Origin of the sequence: Actinomadura formosensis NBRC 14204 (assembly GCF_001552155.1) — a bacterium.
Taxonomy (GTDB): Bacteria; Actinomycetota; Actinomycetes; order Streptosporangiales; family Streptosporangiaceae; genus Spirillospora; species Spirillospora formosensis.
Window position 1 is genome coordinate 22,030 of record NZ_BCQQ01000048.1, and the last position, 21,021, is coordinate 43,050.

Annotated in this window: 12 protein-coding genes; 4 read left to right on the top strand and 8 right to left on the bottom strand. The window is 71.0% G+C overall.

Annotated features, from left to right (window positions below; all coding sequences use genetic code 11):
• Positions 1–182: 182 nt before the first annotated feature.
• Positions 183–530, top strand: a complete 348-nt coding sequence (locus AF1_RS15000; RefSeq protein WP_067798452.1) for an MmcQ/YjbR family DNA-binding protein — start codon at positions 183–185, stop codon at positions 528–530.
• Between the two features lie 213 nt (positions 531–743).
• A complete protein-coding gene (locus AF1_RS15005) occupies positions 744–3,377 on the top strand; it encodes a LuxR C-terminal-related transcriptional regulator (RefSeq protein ID WP_131732258.1) in 2,634 nt (877 codons plus the stop codon).
• Positions 3,378–3,380: 3 nt separating this feature from the next.
• Here AF1_RS15005 and AF1_RS15010 read toward each other — a convergent pair whose 3' ends face one another.
• Positions 3,381–3,608: a hypothetical protein gene (locus tag AF1_RS15010; RefSeq protein ID WP_067798458.1), complete on the bottom strand. Its 228-nt coding sequence runs from the start codon at positions 3,606–3,608 to the stop codon at positions 3,381–3,383.
• A gap of 257 nt (positions 3,609–3,865) precedes the next feature.
• On the opposite strand from AF1_RS15010, the gene AF1_RS15015 reads away from it, so the two are divergent.
• Positions 3,866–5,923: a helix-hairpin-helix domain-containing protein gene (locus tag AF1_RS15015; RefSeq protein ID WP_157419200.1), complete on the top strand. Its 2,058-nt coding sequence runs from the start codon at positions 3,866–3,868 to the stop codon at positions 5,921–5,923.
• Between the two features lie 20 nt (positions 5,924–5,943).
• Here the strand turns inward: AF1_RS15015 and AF1_RS15020 are convergent, their stop codons facing one another.
• Positions 5,944–6,873, bottom strand: coding sequence for a Rieske (2Fe-2S) protein (locus AF1_RS15020; RefSeq protein WP_084262914.1), 930 nt, complete (start codon positions 6,871–6,873; stop codon positions 5,944–5,946).
• 207 nt (positions 6,874–7,080) lie between these two features.
• Between AF1_RS15020 and AF1_RS34400 the strand changes: the two genes are divergently transcribed.
• On the top strand, positions 7,081–7,242 hold the full coding sequence (locus tag AF1_RS34400; protein WP_157419202.1) for a hypothetical protein: 162 nt from the start codon (positions 7,081–7,083) through the stop codon (positions 7,240–7,242).
• Positions 7,243–7,618: 376 nt separating this feature from the next.
• Here the strand turns inward: AF1_RS34400 and AF1_RS15025 are convergent, their stop codons facing one another.
• The 6 genes from AF1_RS15025 to AF1_RS15055 all read right to left on the bottom strand — a co-directional run bounded on the left by AF1_RS15025 (position 7,619) and on the right by AF1_RS15055 (position 20,482).
• Positions 7,619–8,518 (bottom strand): serine/threonine-protein kinase, encoded by a 900-nt coding sequence (locus AF1_RS15025; protein ID WP_067798463.1) that lies wholly within the window; start codon positions 8,516–8,518, stop codon positions 7,619–7,621.
• Complete coding sequence (locus AF1_RS15030; protein ID WP_067798467.1) at positions 8,515–10,686, bottom strand: UvrD-helicase domain-containing protein; 2,172 nt, start codon at positions 10,684–10,686, stop codon at positions 8,515–8,517. Before AF1_RS15030 ends, AF1_RS15025 begins: the two co-directional genes overlap by 4 nt.
• Complete coding sequence (locus AF1_RS15035) at positions 10,683–17,192, bottom strand: DEAD/DEAH box helicase (protein WP_067798470.1); 6,510 nt, start codon at positions 17,190–17,192, stop codon at positions 10,683–10,685. The genes AF1_RS15030 and AF1_RS15035 overlap by 4 nt, the downstream gene beginning before the upstream one ends.
• A gap of 310 nt (positions 17,193–17,502) precedes the next feature.
• Positions 17,503–18,972, bottom strand: coding sequence for an ASCH domain-containing protein (locus AF1_RS36365; RefSeq protein WP_255218810.1), 1,470 nt, complete (start codon positions 18,970–18,972; stop codon positions 17,503–17,505).
• Positions 18,973–18,990: 18 nt separating this feature from the next.
• A complete protein-coding gene (locus AF1_RS15050) occupies positions 18,991–19,563 on the bottom strand; it encodes an AAA family ATPase (RefSeq protein ID WP_165488289.1) in 573 nt (190 codons plus the stop codon).
• Entirely contained in the window at positions 19,553–20,482 is a 930-nt protein-coding gene (locus tag AF1_RS15055) for a hypothetical protein (protein ID WP_067798476.1), read from the bottom strand. Before AF1_RS15055 ends, AF1_RS15050 begins: the two co-directional genes overlap by 11 nt.
• Positions 20,483–21,021 lie beyond the last annotated feature (539 nt).

Consider the following 21,021-nt stretch of genomic DNA (forward strand, 5'->3'; position numbering starts at 1 on the left):
GCCCCGCGCCCTAGGTCCGTTCGGACCACGATCAGCGGGTACAAGGTCCCCAAGCCAGACGCCCTGTGCGCCTTCCAGTCCCTACGCGGAGGGGACCTCCGTCCCTATCCCCGGGGCTTTTCACCGGCTGCCGCAGGTTCGGGGGCCGGGAACCGTCCGACCCGGCTGGTACAGCTTGCGGGATGAGCGTTGACGTTTTCCTGAAGGCCGTGCGCGGGCTGCCAGAGGTGACCGAGGCCGACTCGTTCGGCGGCATGACCGGCTTCCGAGTGCACGGCAAGGGGTTCTGCTACCTCAACGAGGCCGACGGCATCATCCTGCTCAAGGCCACCCGCGAGGAACAGGAGGCCCTCGTCGCCGAGGCCCCGGAGGTCTTCTCCCCGTCCTGGTCCAGCGGACGCTTCGCCTGGCTGGAGATCGACCTCGGCAAGGTCGATCCCGAAGAACTGGGCGAGCTGGTCACCGAAGGCTGGCGGCTCTCAGCACCGAAACGCCTCGCGGACACGCTCCCGGCCCCGTCCGCCCCGTAGATCGTCCGGGCACCCGGCCGAGCCGCGCGGTATGCGCCTCTCGCGCGGTTTTTCGGAGTTATGGGATTGCTGTGGACCGTCGAAAAGATGGTCGTAGATACCGTCAAGGGGGGTCGTATCACAAGTAATCCCATAAATCAGCTTCCGTAGTGATTCCTCGGTGAGCGGGTGCGGGCCGCGGGACGGCGGCTCCGCGTGGGGGGAGGAGCCGAGATGAGCGAAGCTCCAGCGCAGGGGCGGGCTCGCGGTCGTTCACCGGCCCCGATCGCCAAGGCGAAGGTGTGCGTCCCCGGCGGACACCCCTGGGTCATCACCCGGCCCCACCTGATGGCGCGGCTCGAAAAGGGGACGCGGGGGCCGCTCACGGTCGTGACGGGTCCCCCCGGTGCGGGCAAGTCGGTCGTGACGGCGTCCTGGGCGGCCACCGGCCACCGGCCGGGCCCGGTCGCCTGGGTCTCGCTCGACGAGCCGGACCACCGCCCGGACGTGTTCTGGGATCTCGTCGTCGCGGCCCTGGAGCAGGCCGGGGTCGCCGATCTGCCCCGCCGCACCGGGCACGGGCACGACATGTTCTGCGCGCGGCTCGCCTTCACCCTGTCGGCCCGCGCGACACCCGTGGTGCTGGTGCTGGACGACTTCCACCCGCCGGTCGGCTCCGCGCTGGCCCACGAGGTGGCCCGCGTCCTGAAGGGGGCCGGCCCGGTGCTGCGGCTCGTCCTGACGTCCCGCAGCGATCCGCCGCTGCCCCTGCACCGGTACCGGCTGATGGGCGAGCTGGTCGAGATCCGGAGCGGTGACCTGGCGTTCGACGACCGGGAGGTGCGCGAACTGCTCGCCCACCACGGGGTGTCGGTGACACCGGCGTCCGTCAGCGCGCTGCGCCGGCGGACGGAGGGATGGGCGGCGGGTCTCCGGCTCGCGGCGATGACCATGGAGGGCCACCCGGACCCGGACGGCTTCGCCGCGCGGTTCGCCGGGGACGACCGCGCCATCGTCGAATACCTGGTGGCGGAGGTGCTGGACGCGCAGCCCCCCGAGGTCCGCCGCCTGCTGCTCGTGCTGAGCGTGGCGGAGCGCTTCGACGCGGAACTGGCGGCCGAACTGGCCGGGCCGGACGCCGGTGAGCTCTTCGCCGACCTCGTCCGCCGGAACGCCTTCGTCCTGCCGCTGGGGCACGGCTGGTACCGCTACCACGCGGTGTTCGGCGCGGCGCTGAACCTGATCCTGCGCCACGAGCATCCGGCGGCCTCGACGCCGCTGCACCGGCGTGCCGCGGCATGGTTCGGCCGCGCCGGGCTGCCGGACGAGGCCGTCCGGCAGGCGGTGCTGGCCGGGGACTGGTCCTACGCGTCCTGGCTGGTCATCGACGGGCTGGCGATCGGGCGCCTGCTGGGCCTGGCGGACGGGCGTCCCCTCGCCGCGCTGCTCGGCGACATCCCGGACCATGCCGTGTCCGGCACGGCCGAGCCCGAGCCGTCGCTCGTCGCCGCGGCGGTGTCGCTGGCGCGGGGAGACGACCGCGCCTGCGCCGAGCACCTCGGCCGGGCGGAAGATCTCCTGGCGGGCCTTCCGGACGCGCACGCACTTCCCGGACGGCTGGCGGCCGGGCTGATCAGGCTGGCCGCGATCCGGCCGGTGCGGCATGAGCACCTGCGCGACCTGGTCCGGGACCTGGACCGGCTGCTGGCCGCCGTTTCCGGCCCCGAATCGCCGGAACTGCGGGCACTGGTCCGCTACGCGCACGGGCTCCTGGAGTTGCGGGCCGGGCGGCCCGGCCATGCCGCGAGGGCGTTCCGGGACGCCCTGCCCGCCACGGAGGCCGGCGGCGATCTCCAGCGCCGCCGCTGCCTGGGCTCGCTGGCGCTGGCGGAGGCACTGCAGGGCAGATTCCGGTGGGCGGCCGACCTGGCGGCGAAAGCCGGGCGGCTGCCGGAGGTCTCCACCCTCCCGGCCGGGCGGAGGGTCGCGACCGCCCACCTGGCGTGCGCCTGGGTCGCGTTGGAGGACGCCCGTTTGGACGAGGCCCAGGTGGAGCTTGCCAAGGTCCGCGTGGCCAACGAGCAGGTCCCGGACGATTTCCTCGCCGTCCTGCACGATCTCCTGACGGCTCGCCTGGACATCGCCACCGGCCGTCCCGAAAGGGCGCTGACCGTGCTGGACGGCACCGACGAGGACGCCGCGGAACTGCCGTGGCTGCGGCGCCGGATGCGGCTGGCCGAGGCCGAGGCGCACATGGCGGACGGCGCACCGGCCGCCGCGATCGGACCGGCCCGGGACGCGGGCGGCGCCGAGGGGGCGGTCGCGCTCGCACGCGTGCACCTCGACCGGCAGGACCCGGCCGCGGCGTCCACGGCGATCCGTCCCGTGCTGACCGAATCCTCCGCGCCCGCCCCGGTCAGGCTGGACGCCTGGCTGCTCGACGCGTGCCTGGCCTACCGGACGGGGGACCACTCCCGGGGCCGCCGTTCGCTGGAACGCGCGCTCCGGCTGGGCGAACGCGAGGGGATCAGGCTGCCGTTCGCCAGGGCGCGCGGCTGGCTGCTCCCCGTCCTGGAGCGCGATCCCGAACTGCTGCGTCCGCACCGGCGGCTCATCGCCCCCCTCGTCCCGGCGGGCACCCGCACCCCGGCCGCGCCCGAAGCCCCCGCCGCCGTCGACCGGCTGAGCGCGCGGGAACGCGAGGTGCTGACCCTGCTCGCCAAGATGCTGACGACGGAGGAGATCGCCGCCGAGATGTACATCTCGGTCAACACCGTGAAGACGCATCTGAAGAGCATCTACCGCAAGCTCGCGGTGACGCGCCGGGGCGAGGCGGTCCGCCGCGCGCACCGGCTCCACCTGCTGTGATCCTCAGAGCCGGCGGACCTCAAGCAGCTCGAATCCCAGCGCCTGGACGCGTTCCAAGATCCCGTACAGGGCCGCCTGGTCCAGGTCCCGCCCCCGCAGCACCGTCTCGACCGGCGTGACCGTGATGCTGAGATCCTCGAACGCGAGCCGGAACGAATCACCGAGGCGGCCACTGATCCGGATCTCGTAGTCACTGAGTGCCTGCCGTGTGTCGTTCCCCGGTTCCGGCACGTCCCCTCCCCCTTCCGGCCGGCGCGGCCACGACCGGCTCGCCGCCCCGCCCGGAACGGCCGTCGCAGGGCTTCGTCCATGACCGAACGACACCGATTTCCGCACCCGCCCGGCATCCTCCGCCACGGGTGATTTGCGCGCCGGACCAGCAGGTCATCATGGTGGGACACGCTCGGGCAGCGCAGGCGGCGCGGCCGGGCGGCCCGGTGCCATCGGGCCGCACGAGCGGGCCCCGGACACTCCGGCAGGTGATGGGAATGGCCGCCGAATCCAGGATTTCAGACTCCACCCTCTGGGGAAATGTCGCCGTGGGTTTCCTCGTCCTCGTCGGCCTCCTCGTCCTCGCCCGGCTCATGGCGCTCACCGTCACCGGATCCCGGAAATGGGCACCTCTGGAGCGCAGACAGGCGTGGCTCATGCGAAACGGCCGCCTGCTCATCGTCCTTGTGACGGCGGCCTGGACGATCCGCCTCGTGCTCGGCGGCGAGAAAGAGATCATTCACTGGACCGCACTGGTCATGGTCGCCGTGGCGGGCCTGGTGGTGTTCGCCAACATTCTGATATGGCGGAAGGACGACTGGGCGGGCGGCGCCGGAATCCCGTCCATTCCGCTGGCGCTGGTCGTGGCGGGGGCAACGGCGGGGCTCGCCCTCACCCCGTTCGGCGGCTATCTGGCCACCGCCGCCCTGACCGCCGCGGGAGTGGCCGCCCTCGGTCTCGCGCTCGGCATCCAGCTCCGGATGCGGCTGACGGTCCGCAAGGCCGACGGCGGTGAGGACCCGGCAGGCGCCGCCTACGTCGTAGCCCGAATATCGACAATGGGGGCCGACAGGCCGCGAGGGCTCAAAGCACCGGAGGGAACCGACGTCCTCGCCCTCCCCGAAGAAGCCGTCAACGCCCTTCCGAAAGAGGGGCAACTGGCGGCGGGGGTGCTCAAGCTCATGATCGGCCTGTTCTCCCTCGCCCCCTGGCGCGCGAACATCGTGTTCGTCGACGACACCACGGTGACCGTGGACCTGCGGCGCAACGCACAACAGGTGACGTCCACCCTCATCTTCCACTCGGAACTCGGAGTGACCGGGCTCGACGCCGAGGCAGGCCCGCCCGGTGGCGATGTGACCTGCCACGACCTCCTGACCGCGGCGGCCGCCTTCCTCCTGCTCGAACTGAGCAAGCGGCATCCGGCCTTGAAGGAGGGGTTGTGCGGAACCGAGCGGTGGCGCAGCCTCGCCGGCCAGGTCCTCGCGGGCACGGCGCCATGGCAGGGCCGGCCGGAGGCCGAGGAGCAGCTCTTCGCGACGGCGGTGGAGCAAGACCCCGGAAACCACGCGGCCTGGCTGGGCTATCTCCACAGCCGCGCCGGTACCGCCGTCGGAACGCCGGAGACCGAGAAACGCTACGTCACCCGCCTCAGCGCGCTGTACGAACGCCTCCGCACAAAGTTCCATGAGAACGGATATCAAGCCCTGTGCATGCGCTCCGCGTACACCCTCGCCTCCGCGCACATAGATTACGGCACCCTGCTTTCCGAATCGGGACAGAACGGCAAGCCCGAGTTCGCCGCGGCCGCCAGGGTGTGCCGCAATCTGTGCGGATGGATCGCCAAGGCCAAGGAGAATCCGGACGAAGGATTGAGGATCTTCGCCAAGATAATGGACACGAACACGCAGATCCTGGCTTCGGCGGCCAACGGGAAGCCCTCATATCATCTCGACGCCGGGAAGGCTTACACGCCTTCCAACTACTACCTGCAGGCGCGCGTGGATGCGCAGAACGACCCCGATGCCGCGCTGGAGCAGTTGGATCTCGCGCTCGGCCTGCCGGAGTATCGAATCCAAGCCCGGACCGACCCGTCCTTGCGGCCGCTATGGAAGGACGCCCGGTACGGCGCGAAATTCGACGCGCTGCTGGAAAGGCCGATGCTGACCGACATCGAAGCCTTCAGGCCCTACCAGCGCAACCTGCGAGAGGCCGGCATCCACTACCCCGAGGAACTGGTCGAACGCGATGGGAAAGGTCTGGCGGACTCCCTCAAAATCCCAGCGGCCACCGTGGCATGGATGCGCGGGATCTGCCGGCTGGCGTGCTGCTGCCCCCACCCGGAGAACGCCATTTCCTGGACCGATCTCCTCACCCGGGAAGGGGTGGACACCCCCGATGCCCTGACCCTCATCGACGGCGAACGGAAGCAGCGGCTGATCGAGCGGCTCCAGCGGCTGGCCTGGACCGTGGCAGCACCCCCGATCACCGATGAGGACCTCAAGGACTGGATAGCCCGGATCGCCGAAGACAGAAGATCACACCGGCACCCGTAGACCCGGACGCGCGGCCGGTGTCAGGACGCCGGTGTGCGCGCCAGCGGGCGACGGATCTTCCGAGCGGCACGTCCCGCGACCTCGCCGACGGGCACGCCCTCCGGCGGAACGCGAACCTCGATGCGGCCGTCCCGGACGCGCGCCTCGTAGTAGGGCTGCGGCGTGCTGGCCGGGCCGCGCACGATGCCGCCGTCGGCGAACCGGAACGTGCTGCCGTGCCACGGACAGGTGACGCAGCCGCTCTCGAACGTCCCCTCGCCCAGCGGGCCGCCCATGTGACTGCAGGTGGCGGCCAGCGCGTAGACCTTCCCGTCCATCCGCTGGAGCAGGATCCGCACGCCGTCGGCGTCCGCCGTGCGGTGCTCGCCGTCGGCCAGTTCGGCCTCCGCCAGCACCGGCGTCCACTCTTCCGGCCCCTGCTGCCACGCGGTCCGGTTGACGTTGACGCCCTTGACGAAGGTCAGGTGCCCGCCCAGGTAGGCGCTGAGCATCATGATCCCGAACCCGGCGAACCCCAGCGCCTTGCCCCTGCGGCGGTCGCCCCGCGCTCGCGCGATGAGCGACGTCACGTACAGGGTCAGCGCCGTCGAGTTGGCCGCGGCGTGGGTCAGCCCCACCCGCCGCTCCGGCCCGATCGTGTCGGCCCAGTCGTTCGCCCCGGTGAGGGCGGTGGGCACGGCGGCGATCACACCGGCCCTCACCAGCAGGTCGGCCGCCTGCTCGACCTTGGCCTTCCCCGTGGCGTCCAGCAGCGCGGCCATGGTCCACGCGCCGATCGGCACATCGGTGAGCATCGGATGCAGCGGATGCCCCAGATTGGTCCCGCTGAGCAGATTCCGGACGATCCGCGGCCGGACCACCCGCCTGACCGCCGAACTGACCGGCTTGGCGGCCTTGTCCAGCGCCTCCGCCCGCTCCAGCCGGCGCACCGCCCTGTGCGGCATGCTCATAACGCCTCCCCCAAGGCACGACATCACTAGTCCGCTCCCTATCCCACCCGCACCCCCCAAAACCCCGCCCGCTGGCCTCTACCGCTTCGACCTGCTACTTCCAGACCAACGGCGACTGCGTGCATGTCTCCGGCAGCGCGCTCGAGGCGTCCGGCCCCGGCTGGTGGACCAACATCGACTGCCCTCACCTCGACCGCCGTCGTCACCGTGCAGTTGCAGGAGCACGACGGCAGCTGGCGGAGCAAGGGAACGGTGGGCAGGAAGACGGTGTACTCGGGCGGCGGTTCGGCCAACCGTGCCATCGGCCTGGCCGACAGCGCCGATAAGCTGCTGACCCCGGTCCGCACCATCGCATGCCTGCGGAACTGACCGGGACGGCCGACCAGCGAGGAACGTCACCATCGACTCGCACAGCACCTTGTACGCGGCACTGCACGGCGAACTGACCCCGCACCCGTGGCGCGGCGCGGCACCGGACTCGGACGCCTACGGCCTCTTCGTGGCGCGCTCGGCGGCGATGGGGTGGCTGGCCGAGGCCCGCGAGGGCACCGGCGGCGGGGTGTGGGGGATGAACGACGCCGGGTACACCGCGGCGTCCGGGCCCCGCCCGACCCGGGTCGCCTGGTTTCAGGCCGTCCTCGCCGAGGACGTCCCGCCCGACCGGCCGCTGCCCCTGCAACCGTTCCTCACCTGCGCCGGCGACGTGACGGCGCGACTCGGCGCACTGCGGCCGACACGACGGGCGTCATCTCAGGTGCGCGAGGGCGGTGGTGTAGAGGTGGCCCGGATCGGTGGCCAGGTCGCGGGCGATCCATCCGGGGATCGGGGTCAGTTCACGCACCCAGGGGCGCAGGCGACGGTAGACCGAGAGCGCGTCGGCGGGCCGTGACTCCGGTTCCTTGGCCAGCAGCGTGTAGACCAGGTCGGCCAGTTCGCCGGGGACGCCGTCCAGCGGCGGAGGCGGTTCCGACTGGCGGCGCGTGATCTCGTCCAGGACGTGCGGGGACTGGAACGGCCGTTCCCCGGCGAGCAGTTCGTACAGCAGGCAGCCGACCGCGTACAGGTCACTGGCATGGCTCGCGTCCGCGCCGTGCAGGAGTTCGGGTGCCATGTACCGGGCGGTGCCGGGGATCTGCCCGGTCTGCGTGATCCGGGAGAACTCGTCGCCGGTCGACGCGGCCACACCGAAGTCGATCACCCTGATCGCCCCGTCCGGGCCGAGCATCAGGTTCTCCGGTTTCACGTCCCGGTGGATCAGGCCGGCGGCGTGCGCCGCGACCAGCACCGCGCATGTCTGGGCGCCGATGAACGCGGCCCAGGAGGCGGGCAGCGCGCCGTGCTCGTCGAGGAGCTTCCCGACCGAGTCGCCCGGCAGCGGCTCCATCACCAGGAACAGGGCGTCGTCCTCACCGAAGTCGTAGACGGTCGGGACGCCCGCGTGCCGCAGCCGCGCGGTGATCCGCGCCTCCCGGCGGAACCGGCGGCGCGCGTCCGGTTCGCGGCCGGGGCCCGGCGCGCTGACCAGTTTGATCGCGATGGGTCGGTTGAGCCGCAGGTCGGTGCCGTTCCAGACCTCGCCCATGCCGCCGCGGCCGATGGGCGAGGTGACCCGGTACCGGCCGGCGATGTCCCGCGCGGAACTCACGGCAGGAATCCGCTCTTCGTCCCGTGCCAGGTGATGACGGCGTTGTCGCGCGCCCGGGTGACGGCGACGAACAGCAGGGAACGCGCGGTCCGCAGGTCGCGGCGGTAGCGCAGCGGGTCCTCATCGCGGAACCGGGTGATCCACGCGGCGGGGACGAGCCCCTCGGCGACCCCCGCGATGATCATGTTCTGGTATTCGAGGCCCTTGAAACGGTGCATGGTGCCGACGTGGACGGGCGCCTCGACGTACCGGGGGCCGTCCGCGGTGATGGCGCAGGCGACGATGCCCTCCTTGGCGAGGCGGGTCTCGACGTCGGCGACCATGCGGCGTTCGGGGACGCACACCGCAACCGAGTCGCCGTTCCACGCCTTGACCTGTTCGACGATGCCGTCGAGTTCGGTGTCCCAGGTGGGGAAGCCGCGCAGTTCCGGCTCCGCACCGCGCAGCACCGACCGGTAGCCGGCGAGGTCGGCGCGGCCGTCGTCCAGGTCGTCCCACCGCTCTCCGCCGAGCACTCGGACGGCGGTGCCGAGGATCTCGTGCGTGGTGCGGTAGCTGAGCGTCAGCCGGGACGACCGGCCGCGGATCGCGATGCCGAGGTTCCCGAGCGAGACGTGGTTGCCGTAGATGCGCTGATGCGTGTCGCCGGTGATGAACATGTCGTTCGGGCCCGGGTCGACCATCGCGCGCAGCATCCGCCAGTGCGCGGCGGACAGGTCCTGCGCCTCGTCCACGACGACGTGCCGGTAGCGGGGGCGCAGCCGCATCCCGGACTCGTCCTGCAGTTGCGGCGCGTCGGCCTGCCGCTCCCGGTACGCCTCGCGGTCCCGGGCGCGGGCCGCCTCGATCTGCGCGGCCCGCTCGGTGACCTGGCGGAGCGTCGACAGGTTGTTGTTCTCCAGCCGCATCACGTACCGCTCGGTGAGGTTCCAGATCCGCTTGCGGTCGGCGCGGTTGAGGGGGCGGCCCCGCCCGGCGCGGCGGGCCCGGAAGTACTCGTGCTGCGTCCGCAGCCCCTGCCCGAGGATCACCTGCGACCATTCCTCGTGCAGGAACCCGGCGTCCCAGCGGGTCTCGTTCTCCTCCGCGAGCAGGTCGTCCCATTCCTTGCGGGCTTTCTCGTCGTCGAGGCGGCGCCGCGCCCGGCCGCGCTCGGACTGCGCGACGATCTCGCCGGCGAGCTTGTCCACGTTGGTGATGTGGACGCGCGCGGCCACCTCCTCCCCGGCGAGGGCGATGAGCCGCTGTTCGAGGTCGGCGGCCAGGTTCTTGTTGAACGTGGTGAGCAGGACGGCCTTGCCGCCACCGGCCGGAAGCCGGTCCACGAGGTGCTTGACGCGGTGCAGCGCGACGATCGTCTTGCCGGTGCCGGGTCCGCCGCTGACCCGCGCCGGGCCGCTGTAGTCCTTCTCGACGAGCTTGCGCTGCGTCGGGTGCAGGTACACCTTCCAGCGGCCGAAGTCGCCCTGTTCGAGTACTTCGCGCAGGTCGGCGTCGGCGGTGGTGACGGCCGTGGCGGGACGGGTGAGGGCCGCCGCGTAGTCCGCGGTGTCGACTTCCTCCTCGACGGCGACGGGCGCGGTCACCTGCTCCAGGACGTCCTCGGGGGACGTGCCGTCGTGCAGCGCGAGCAGCACCTCGCCGGTCAGCTGGGGCGCGTACGACACGAGCCCGAGCAGCTCGTCCTCGGTGGTGATCTTCGCGATGAGCGGCAGCAGCGGCTCGGCGACGCCGAGTTCGAGGAGTTGCTCGGGCGAGTACGCGGCGAACAGCGGCACCGCCTCCACCGGCTCCGGCGAGGGCTCCGGCCGCCCGTTGCCGCCGACGACCTCCTCCGCCACGACCAGGTCGAGGAACTCGATGCCGCCCGTGACCGGGTTGATCTGGTACCGGTACCGGTCGAGGTGGTCGTACACCTCGCCGCGCGGCTTGACCGCGACGAGGATGTACTCGGTGCCGCCCGCGTGCAGCAGCAGCGCCCGGTAGTCGTCGTTGACGCGCGCCGAGTACAGCTGCGAGTTCTTCAGCTGCTTGAACCGCAGCCCCTTGTTGCCGGGGTCGCCCCGGAACTTGTGCTGGAAGTCGTAGATCGCGCCCTTCACCGCGCGCGGGAGCTTCAGGATCTCCTTCTCGGCCCGGTCGAGCAGCCGCAGCGTGGCCGCGCTCACTTCGCCCCCTCGATTCGTTCCGCCAGTTCTTCACGCGTCCAGTGGTTCACGGCCCGCACCTCCCACCCCGCCTGCGCGTAGGCGGTGTCCCGGCGCCGCGCCTCCTCACCGTCTCCGGCGAGGACGATCGCGACCTTGCGGTCCGGCCAGGCCAGTTCCGCCTGCCATGCCTGCTCGCCCAGCTCGTAGCCGATGCCGCTGTCCGGTGGCGCCGGCACCCCGGCGGCGGCGAGACCGCGCACGAACGCGGCCAGGCCCGGCTCGTCGGGGTCGATCATGTCGAGGACCGCTATCCAGCCGTCCGTCAGCACGGTGGGCTCGGACACGGGTCCGGCCGTCTCGACGCGCGTCGGCGCGGGCTCCTCGGGCGAGGCGGCCGGGGCCGGGACGGTCTCGGCGCCGGGTTCGGGGGACGTGCCCGGCTCGTCCCGCAGGTCCTCGTCGAGCGGCAGCAGGCTGAGCGCGGTCTGCCGCCCTTCGCCTCCGGCCGCCGCGAGCAGCGCCGGGTCGAACCGGTCGATCTCCGACAGGGCGAGCTGCCCGCCGTCGCCGTCGCCGTGGTCGAGGAACTGCACCAGGTTCCCCCAGTACAGCCAGCTCGCCCACCGCCGCTTGTGCGCGTCGGTGTCGGCGACGATGGTCTCGTTCCGGTCGTCGATGACGACGAACGCGCTCCACGCGGGGGCGCCCTGCCGGGTCGTGTCCACGATCAGCGTCAGCGGGTCGGCCGCGTAGACGTTGACCGGCCCGGCCACCGGTTCGGGCAGCTCCGAGCCGCGCAGCGCCGCGCCGACCCGTTCGGCCACACCAGGCCGATCGCACGTCGACCGCGCCTTCGGAAGACTCGACTTGAGCACCCCGGCGGTCACGGCCTCGGCGCGCCGCAGCCACACGTCCGGGTCCGGCTCGGTCAGGTAGGCGAGGAGGGTGTCGACGGGGTTGGTCCACATCGTCCTCGGCAAATCGTCCGGGTCTCCGCTGCGTCCGTACAGCTTCCTGGCCGCCAGCCGCGCGTTGTTCTGGTACGGGCTGTAGTCCTCGACGCCGTCACAGGGCTCGTGGCGGCGGGCCTCCCACTCGTCCAGGTCCTTCCAGGTGAGCGCGAAGACCAGCCGCCCGTGCGCCCGGAGCTGGGCACGCTTGGCGGCGTCGTCGGCGAGCCGGTTGATCTCCGGTGCCGCGTGGTAGTTGTATCCGTCGAGATACACGGCGACCTGCTGCGGCTCGTCGTCGATCAGCCGGAACACCACGTCCGGCCGCGTCCCCCGGATCGTGTTCTGCAGGGTCACCCGCCACCGCCGGACGGTCGCGCCGCCCGACACGGCGTTCGGGATCTCGATGCGCAGGTCGGCGGTCTTCCGCCCCGCGACGACCGGGCCGCGCGTCAGCGACGCGTTGCCGCCGTCCCGCTTCGCCCAGCTCTCCAGCCCCTCCAGGAACCGCGACTCGAGCTCGCTCTCGACCTGGTCCCACAGTGAGATCTCGCTCGTGTCGGCGACGGACGCCGTCTGCCATTCCTCCAGCAGCTCTTCCAGCATGTCGACGGCCTCGGCCCGGCTGACCTTGTCGAACAGCGTCCCCGGGACGTGCGAGAGCAGGCACCGGTGGCACGCGCGCTTCCCCGGCTCCTCCCGGCACGGGCATTCGGCGGCACGGGCGCGGGCCGCCTCCAGCACTCGCCGGAACTCCGCGGGGTCGGCGAGCCGGTGCAGGTATCCGGTCCCGCCGGGCAGCGTGTCGTACAGGACGAGGAAGCGCCGCCGCCGCCCGGTCGCCTGGTCCGGCATCGTCGCCGTCACGATCTCCAGGTGGTCGGGGTCACCGCCGTAGCAGGCCGCGACGCCCGCCATCAGCGCCGCCTGGAACGACGCCGTGCGCTCCTCCACGTACAGCGTCGCGACCGGCAGCAGGATCCGCAGCGCCTCCGTCCACAGCTCGTGCGCGAGGATCATCTTGTGGTGGTCGGTGTCCCGCGACGCCCGCCGGTAGGAGCACCAGGTGCGGTGGTGCCGCCGGCTCCGGTCCGTGGAGGACGTCCCGATCAGCGCGTCCCGCCCGTTCTCGTCGTCCTGTCCGGGCGGGCCGTCCACGGTCGCCCCGCCGCACGAGGGGCACACGTGGAAATGCGCGACCTGCCGTTCCTCCCCGGCGAACCGGGCCACGTCACGCCGGTCGGTGCGCCGCACCCCGAGGTTGAACCGGCGCACCACCGCGTGCCGGGTGAAGTCGACCCCGAACACGGCGCCCGAATGCCGCCACGACCCCGGCGCGATGTCGGCGCGGTCGATGTCGACGGCGACGGCGTCCTCGTAGTACCGGCGCTCCCGCTCGTCGGAGTCGTCGCCGATCCGCGCCTCGTCACGCCGGTCGTGCGCGAACACCCGCACCGGCCGCAGCACCTTGTGCAGGTTCTGCACGGCCCCGATGGCGGGGTCGCCGCACCGCGCGCACGCCGAGATGTCGTCCGCCGCGTCGAGCCCCGTCCGGACGTGCCCGCAGCTCGGGCAGACCCGCCACTGCTCCCATGAGGGACGCGACTCGGTACCGATGTCCAGCCCGCTGACCTTGTGCTGGTAGCCGCGGATGTAGAAGGAGTTGCCGGGCGCCAGCTCGGTCAGCGCGAGCCGCGCCGACCGCCCGTACTCGCGGACCTCGCTGTGGTACGTCCGCTCCTCGGCGGTCTCCTCCTCCCAGGTGACCGTCGCTTCGAGCGTGGTGACGTTGTCGAGCAGCGAGTAGTTCGGCAGCAGTCCGAGTTCGACGAGCGTGCCCTGCGCGCTGCGCCGCCCCATGTCGCCCATCAGCCGCGCGATCCCGCCCCGCTCGGAGCGCAGCGACCGGCGGACCGCGTTCTGGGACGGGTCCGATTCGAGCAGCGAGCCGATGGCCTCGTCGATGCGGTCCAGCCGGTCCTTCAGGTCGGCGCGGCGGGCCTCCCACCGTTCCTCGACGTCCCGGACGACGTCCTTCAGCCCGGCGGTGGCGAACGCGCGCAGGTCGGCGGCGGCGTCCGGGGACACCGACCCGCCGAACAGGTCGAGGAACGGTTCGACGGCGCCGCAGTCCAGCGCGGCGCCGGTGAACGCGGCGAGCCAGCCCGTCTCGCCGAACAGCGCGGACGTGCGGCGCGGCAGCGGCAGCACGCCGGGCAGCCGTCCCCGCGCGCACAGGTCGACCAGGTGCGCGGCGTACTGGCGGCGCAGGATCTCGATGGCGGACAGGTAGCTGCCCGGCGGCACGATCCGCCCCGCGATCATCGCCTCGGGCTCGTCGATGAAGTACAGGTCGCGGGGGTGGCGGCCGACGAGCGTCACCAGGAACGCGTTGCCGGTCCTGCGCCCGGCGCGCCCGACCCGCTGGACGTAGTTGGCGGGGCCGGGCGGCAGTGACGCGAGGATCACCGCGGACAGGTCGCCGATGTCGATGCCGAGTTCCAGCGTCGGCGTGCACGCCATCACGTTCGGGTCGTTGTAGCGCTGCTCCTTCTTGCGGAACCGCGCCTCGACGTCCTCGCGCTGCCGGCGGGTGAGGGCGCCGGTGTGCTCGGCCGTCACGACCCGGAACGGCTCGTGCCCGAGGTACAGACGCCGGTAGTAGTCGTTGCGGTAGCTGCGGGTGCCGCGGCCGGTGAGGGCGCCGCCGCACCGGTAGCGGGGGCACGGCTGCCCGTACCAGGCGTCCACCAGTTCGGGGCGGAGGGTCTGCTGCCATGCGCACCGGTCGCAGCCGAGCCCGGCCTCGTCGGCCTCCGCGTCCGTCAGCGCGTACACCAGGACATGCCCCGGCTGCAGCCCGTACACCCCGGTCGCGCCGTCGATGACGCGCTTGGCGACGAGGCCCTCCTCGGCGAGGACGGGCAGCAGCCGCCGCAGGTACTCGCCGGCCTGCCGCCGGTCGAGGGCGAGGCAGCGGGCCGCCCAGTCCTGCGCCCAGCCCTGGTCGGCGTCGATCCGGTCGAACTCCGACGACCGCTTCTGCCGGTCGAGCAGGAACGTGGGCGCGCTCAGCCCGCGCGGGAACGCGGGCATCCCCTCGGGGCGCCGCCCCCAGATCGCGCCGAACCGCTTGGTGCCGCCGCACGCGATCCACGCGTCCAGCCACCGGTGCTTGATCGCGCCCCGGTAGCGGAGCCGTTCCAGCAGCCCCCGGACGAGCGTCGCGTACCGCTCCGGCGTCTGAATCTCGATCATGCCGGTGACCTGTGTATGGACGTCCTTCGCCAGCGCCGCGGCGCGGCCGGGGTCGGGCAGCGCGACCTCGGCGACCGCGGTGCGGGTGAGGTCGAGGGTGCGGCCCTGCCGGGACCGCAGCCCGAACTCCAGGATCGTCTGGAACGCGAGCCGCTCCCCGATCAGGTTCCACGCGGCGGGGGTGCCGCTGGTGGTCTCGGCGAGGATCGCGTCCACCTCGGGGCGTTCGTGCAGGTCCGGCGGGACGACCGCGGGCAGCACCCCGGACTGGCTCGCCGCCGCCGCCAGATCCCCGATCACCTCGTTCAGCGGCGCGCCCCTCCCGAGCTCCAGCCGCGAACTGATCAGCCGCCGCAGCGAGAACGCGTACGACCGGTTCGCCACGAACCCGGCCCGGTGCGCCGCGTCCTGCACGGAGTCGTTGAACAGCAGCGTCTTCCGCCGGCGCGGGTCGGCGGACAGCTGCGGGCCCGCCATCAGCTGCGTGACCGTCACCGCCGCCAGCGACGCCAGCCCCGCGCCGAGGTACCGGATGCCCTGGTCCATCGCGCACGCCGGGCACCGGTCCTGTTTCGCGGCGTTCTCGGCCGCCTCGTCGTGCACGATGTCGGTGAGGACGAACACGCCGTCGCCGATGGCGCCGTACCGGTGCAGCACCGGATCGAACGTCTTCACCCCGTCCCCGGTGAGGATCGCGAGGCCGCGCACCCTCGCCTCGACCTCCGCCTTCGTCGCCGCGATCAGCGGACGGACCCGCTTCTTCTCCGGCCCGGTGGACGCCCGGTAGATCCGCTCCGGGACGGTGACGAGGTCGCCCGGGTCACGCTGCGGCGAGAACGCCGTCCACCCGGACCGTCCGCAATGCCGGCAGTAGACCGCCGGGAGCATCGTCTTGCCGAAGTGGTCGAAGCCCGAGTCGGCCTCCAGGACCGGCGGCTCCCCGATCCACGCGAACGCGGCCCTGTCGTCCACCATCCGCAGCAGCCGCGACACCGCCCGCACCCACAGATGCGTCTCCACCAGCAGGAAAGGCGTCTCGGGGGCGTCGGCCTCGGGATCGCGGGCCGCGGAGATCAGCGCCACGAACCGCGCCAGCGCCTTCGCCGCCGTGGACGGGTTGTCGCGGATGGACACACCCCACGAGTACGCGCCCATCTTCGGCAGCAGCTTCAGCATCTGCTCGGGCGTCAGCGGGTCCCCGTCCTTGAGCAGCTCCAGGACGGCCCGGGTGAGGATGTGCCGCTTCAGCACCTCGGCGAGCTGCGTCGGCGTCAGGCCGTCGCGGCCGGTGACCGCGCGCTGGATGCGGGTCAGCGCATCCGGGTCGTGGATCGGGTCGCCGCACGTGATGAGGTCGTCCGGGGACGGCAGCGGAAGCCCGTAGTCGAGTTCGCCGAGGAACTCGTCGACGGTGCACCGGTCCTCCCCGATCACCGCGTCTTCCGAGAACGGTGTCCCGAACACCTCCCGCGCCGCCGCCCGGATCTCCGCGCCGTCGCCGCCCTCGCCCAGCGTCGCGGACGTCGCGACCGGGCAGATGTCCCCCAGCGGCCTGCCCGGCTCGGCCTTGCCGGTGACGGCCGCCAGCCGGCGCAGCAGCATCGCCACATCGGTGCCCTGCGCACCGTCGTAGGTGTGGAACTCGTCCACGACCACGTAGGCGGGGTTCGCGTCCTTCCACAGCGGGACGTCGTCGCCGCGCTGGAGGAGCAGGTCCAGCATCTTGTAGTTCGTGATCAGGATGTCGGGCGGGTTCCGGCGGATCTCCGCCCGGTCCGTCATCACCCGCGGATACCCGACCTCCGGCGTGTCCCCGATGTAGAGGCCCGCGGTGACCTGCTCCAGGCCGTGCTTGTGGAGGTAGTCGTTGAGCCGGTTCGCCTGGTCGGTGGCGAGCGCGTTCATCGGATACAGCAGGACGGCCTTGATGCCGCCCCGCCCCTTCGACCGCTCCCGCCGGCAGTGATCCAGGACGGGGATCAGGAACGACTCGGTCTTACCGGACCCGGTCCCCGTCGTGATCAGCGTCGGCTTCGCCGGGCCGTGCAGGGTGCTGAGCCGCTCAAAAGCCTTCGCCTGATGCCGGTGCGGACGGAAATCCAGCCTGTGCCACTCAAGGCAGTCCTGCCAGCCGGACTCCGCCTTCCGGAACGGCGTCCGGATCCGCAGGTAGGGGCCCCGGAAGATGCCCTGCACCGGGTCGTTCAGGAACCGCTGCAGCGCCTCCCGCGCCGACGGGTCGCTGAGTGCGAACGTCGTGGACAGGTACTGGGTCAGGTTCTCCCGGAGCTCCTCCGCGGCCAGCGTCGGCTTCACGTCTCAGCGCCTCCGGAGTCATCGGAACCTAAAGGAAGAGCAGTGGCGCCTGCCCAGCAGGCACCCAGTGCCCAGCCATGTGCACCGAGAAGACCCTGCAGCATTGCGCGACTCTACTGGCTCCATACGACTTTATGCCGCTGCAGACGGCCGGCCGTCCAACGTCGGTCAGGAGCATGTGAGGGTATAGCGGGCGAGGATGACGTCGGCGGGTTGTCACGGCGGATGGTGTTGGCACCGACGAGCCGCGCACAGGGGCAGCGGATGGAGAGATATCCCCCACGCCCACCAGGATGGTGCTGTCTTCGGATCAGACGTAGGGGACGTCCGGCTCCGCAGGGGTGACGAGCGAGATTTCTATGGCCAGCACGCCGAGGGCTTCCTTTTCGGGGCCGTAGATGCGGCGGATGTTGGCGAGTTGCTGGTCACGTGGGCTGTCGGGGTTGACGTGGGACGGCCCTTCCGCGTCGAACATCTCCTCGAATGAGGAGTAACGGGCGACCCTTTTGACCTGAGTCAGGACGTCGTCTCGGCCGCATATGAAGCGGATGTGGTCACCCGCCTTCAGTTTCCGCAGGTTGGGGTACTGCACGCGGATCTCGATGGTCTTGCGGCCGGCCGCGACCAGGTCGAAGTAACGGCGGTAGAGATTCATCTCGCGGGCTCGTACGCCCAGTTCCGCCGGAGGACGAGCGGTCATGACGCGGTCCAGTTCGTGGGTCGTGTAGCTGCGGTAGAAGTGTTTGGGGTCGGCGAGCATCTTGCCGACGAGCCAGACGAGTGCGTCGACGTAGGAGTCGGTCGTGCCCGGCCATTCGGTGATGTCCAGCATCCAGTCCCGCGTCCCAGGCGGCGGCGGCACTTTTCCTTCTCTGATGAGCGACTTGGACAGTTTGGCCCCCGCATCGGTCAGAACCATGGGGGTGAAGATCCGAGGCGGCGGTGCCAGGCCGGGGAGCTGGGCGAAAGCCTCGTCGACGAGCTGGCAGCCGTAGGCCCAGTCGCCCCCTTTGACCATCACGGAAAGATTGACGTGGTCGCGTGCCGCCATCCGCTCTTTGACGAGGTTCCGGTAGAGGGTCGGGAGGTCGAGGTAGGCACCGGTGTCGGCTGTGACGGCGACCTCGTAGTCGCCATGGTCGGTGCATACTGCGGCGAAATCCGCACCGCCCGAGCCGGTGCGCAGTAGCCGTGTGCGTTCGCCTCTTTTCTCGGCCCACCCGCACTGCGGGCATGGGAGACGCAGGTGGACGTGGCCGTGGGATGGGGCGAGCGGCCAGCGAATCTGCTCCAGGCGGCCAAGGGTTGCGAGGAACTCATGCCGGAACGCGGGGACGGTCTGCCGGCTGCTGTACGTCTCGATCTCGTAGTCGACGCCGGTCGCGTCCGCCAAAGAGTCGAACATGCCCCGGTAGTACTTGCCGATCAGGTCACCGACGGCGGCCTCGCCGAGAGCGTGGGCGTAAGTCTGCTGGTAGGCGTGATGAGTCTCGGGATCCAGGCGGATGTCATAGGGCGCATTGTCCAGAGCACCGAAGCGGACGATCGTGTCCACGTTGAAGGTGCGCTTGGTGGCCTTCGCGAGCAGGAACGCCGCCGTGTGCACCAACGAGGTGCCAAGATGTGGCGCCCCGTTGATCTGGGTACCGACACAGAATGTGACCCTGTCGGGATTCGTGGCCTGCAGGCGGGGCCGGACCATGTCGACGCTGCGCAGCATCGCGTTGGCCAGGACATTGTTCGGGCTGATGATCTCCACGGGGTCGTTGTGGCCGTTCATCACCTTGCGGCCTTTCCGTCAGGTGGTGGGGACGGGAAGCTGGGCGAGGATGAAATCGACACGGCGTGCGGGCTCATCGGCGGGGACGAAGATCGGCCGGTATCCGGCGTCATAGTAACCCTGCGTGATCAGCTCGTGGACGCGGCGGATCTCTCGTTCCTTGGCCCACACCAAGTCGTCCTCGGAGTCGAAGTCATCCAGCGGGTCCAGTACGAACACTGCGTCGTACCGGTAGATCCGGGACGCTTCCTCTAGTTCCGGATAAGGGCCGAGTCCGAAGAACGCATCCCATCCGTACCCATCGGGGATGCCGCGGTTGTAGAACCTCAACCCGGCCTTGTGGCCGCAGTACTCCTCGATGAACGCCGCCAGAACGTCGCGGGAGTAGGCGCGCCTGTCTCCCACCTGCAGGTGGCGGCCGAGCCTGTTGCGGTGCTCCCGATAGATCTCCCGGGCGGCCTCACGCTCACTGCAGGGAATACCGCGCTCATGGAGTTCGGTGATGACCGCCTCTTTGCCGGCGGACGGTCCTCCTGTGACGACATACCGCCGAGGTGCCGTATTCGGGTTCAACAGCCGATCAAGACTCATGAGTGCGTCCTCGTTCCTTGTCCGGGCCGACATCGCGGCCTGTCAGCGATCGTCGCCAGGCGACGGCGAGGTCGGCGCCCTCGGCGGCCGCCAGTAGCCGGGTCGTGAAGTCGGCACGGCCCTCTGCGGGATCGGCGACCCCAGAGAGCAGGAGTTCTTGGGCGGGAGTGAGGGTGGGAGTCCACCCTGCCGATGCGGCGATCTCGCCAGGACCGAGCGCGGTGGCGGCGTGCAACAGCGCCGAGCCGTAGGCGGCTTGGTAACGCCGCGTCGCGTGCAATACCAGGGCCTGACGCCACAGCGCGGCATCAGCGGCGTCAGCCAGTTCGGATCCAGCGGCGTCCATGCTGACCAACTGAGCGACCCTGAGCAATTCGGCACGTAGCAAGTAGACGGCACCCCAAAGGGCCGCCAGGGCATGCTGATGTTCGGCGGCCTCCCAGGCGAAGACGTCGGCGGGCAGATTCGGCCGCCTGGCAGCGGGGTGCAGCCTGGGTGGCGCGGCATGCCGGGTGGCGAGTTCTTCGGTGTCGCGGCGCAACTGCCAGATGACGAGGTCCAACAGCTTCGGCTCGATCCGCTTGCGGAAGTGGTGCACCTCGTAGCCGGCCGCCGCAGCGGCCACCTCCCGCCGGGAGGTGAGTGTGGTGCCCGACGTCGAGTCGTCCATACCGAACAGCAACCGAGCGGGCTTGGCGAGCTCCGCGTTGCCGAACCGGCTCAGCTGCTCCCGAAGGAGGCCGTCCAGCGCGTGTGCCAGGCTGGAGCGATCATCAGCGTCCAGTGCCCGCACCTTCACGCCTCGTAGGCCGAGCAGGGCGGGACCGCACTGCTGCACTCTGACGGGAAGCCCGGCGCGCAGCAGCCTTCGCATCTCGCTCCGCAACGCCTCGTCCGTCGCGGTCCCCAGCTCGTTCACGGCATCAGTATCGCATCCATGCCCAGAAAAGGCCCACTATGGAGCCCAGATAATGCCCAACCTTCCCGCAGTGCTGACGATCTTGTTAGTGCAGGGGATGGACTGCTTCGTCCTACGCGACGGCATCGGCTGATCGGTACCCGTCCAGACAGGGGACGCCAAGGTTCGTTCTACGACCACGCGCCCAGCACACCAGAGATGACGAGAGCCGCAACATCAACAACGCCGTCGTCCTGTTCACCTTGCTCACCGTCCCGGCCAGCATCGCCCTAGCGCTCCTCCAGGTGCTCGGCTCCAAGGCCCCGTGGCTCTTCGGCACCGTGCTCGCGATATTCGCCGTCCTGACAGGCTTCCTCATGCTCACCCGCCCGGCTCGCCTGGTCCTCCGCAGCATCCGACACCGCCTGTCCATGCGACCCGCACACCCACCACGCCGCCCTGCAACCCGCGTCTTTCCACGCATGGAACCCCGCCCAACGAGAGGCCGGCCCCAAGACGAGCCGTCGGAGTCCCGCCTCGGGGCCAGTGCGACTCGCTAC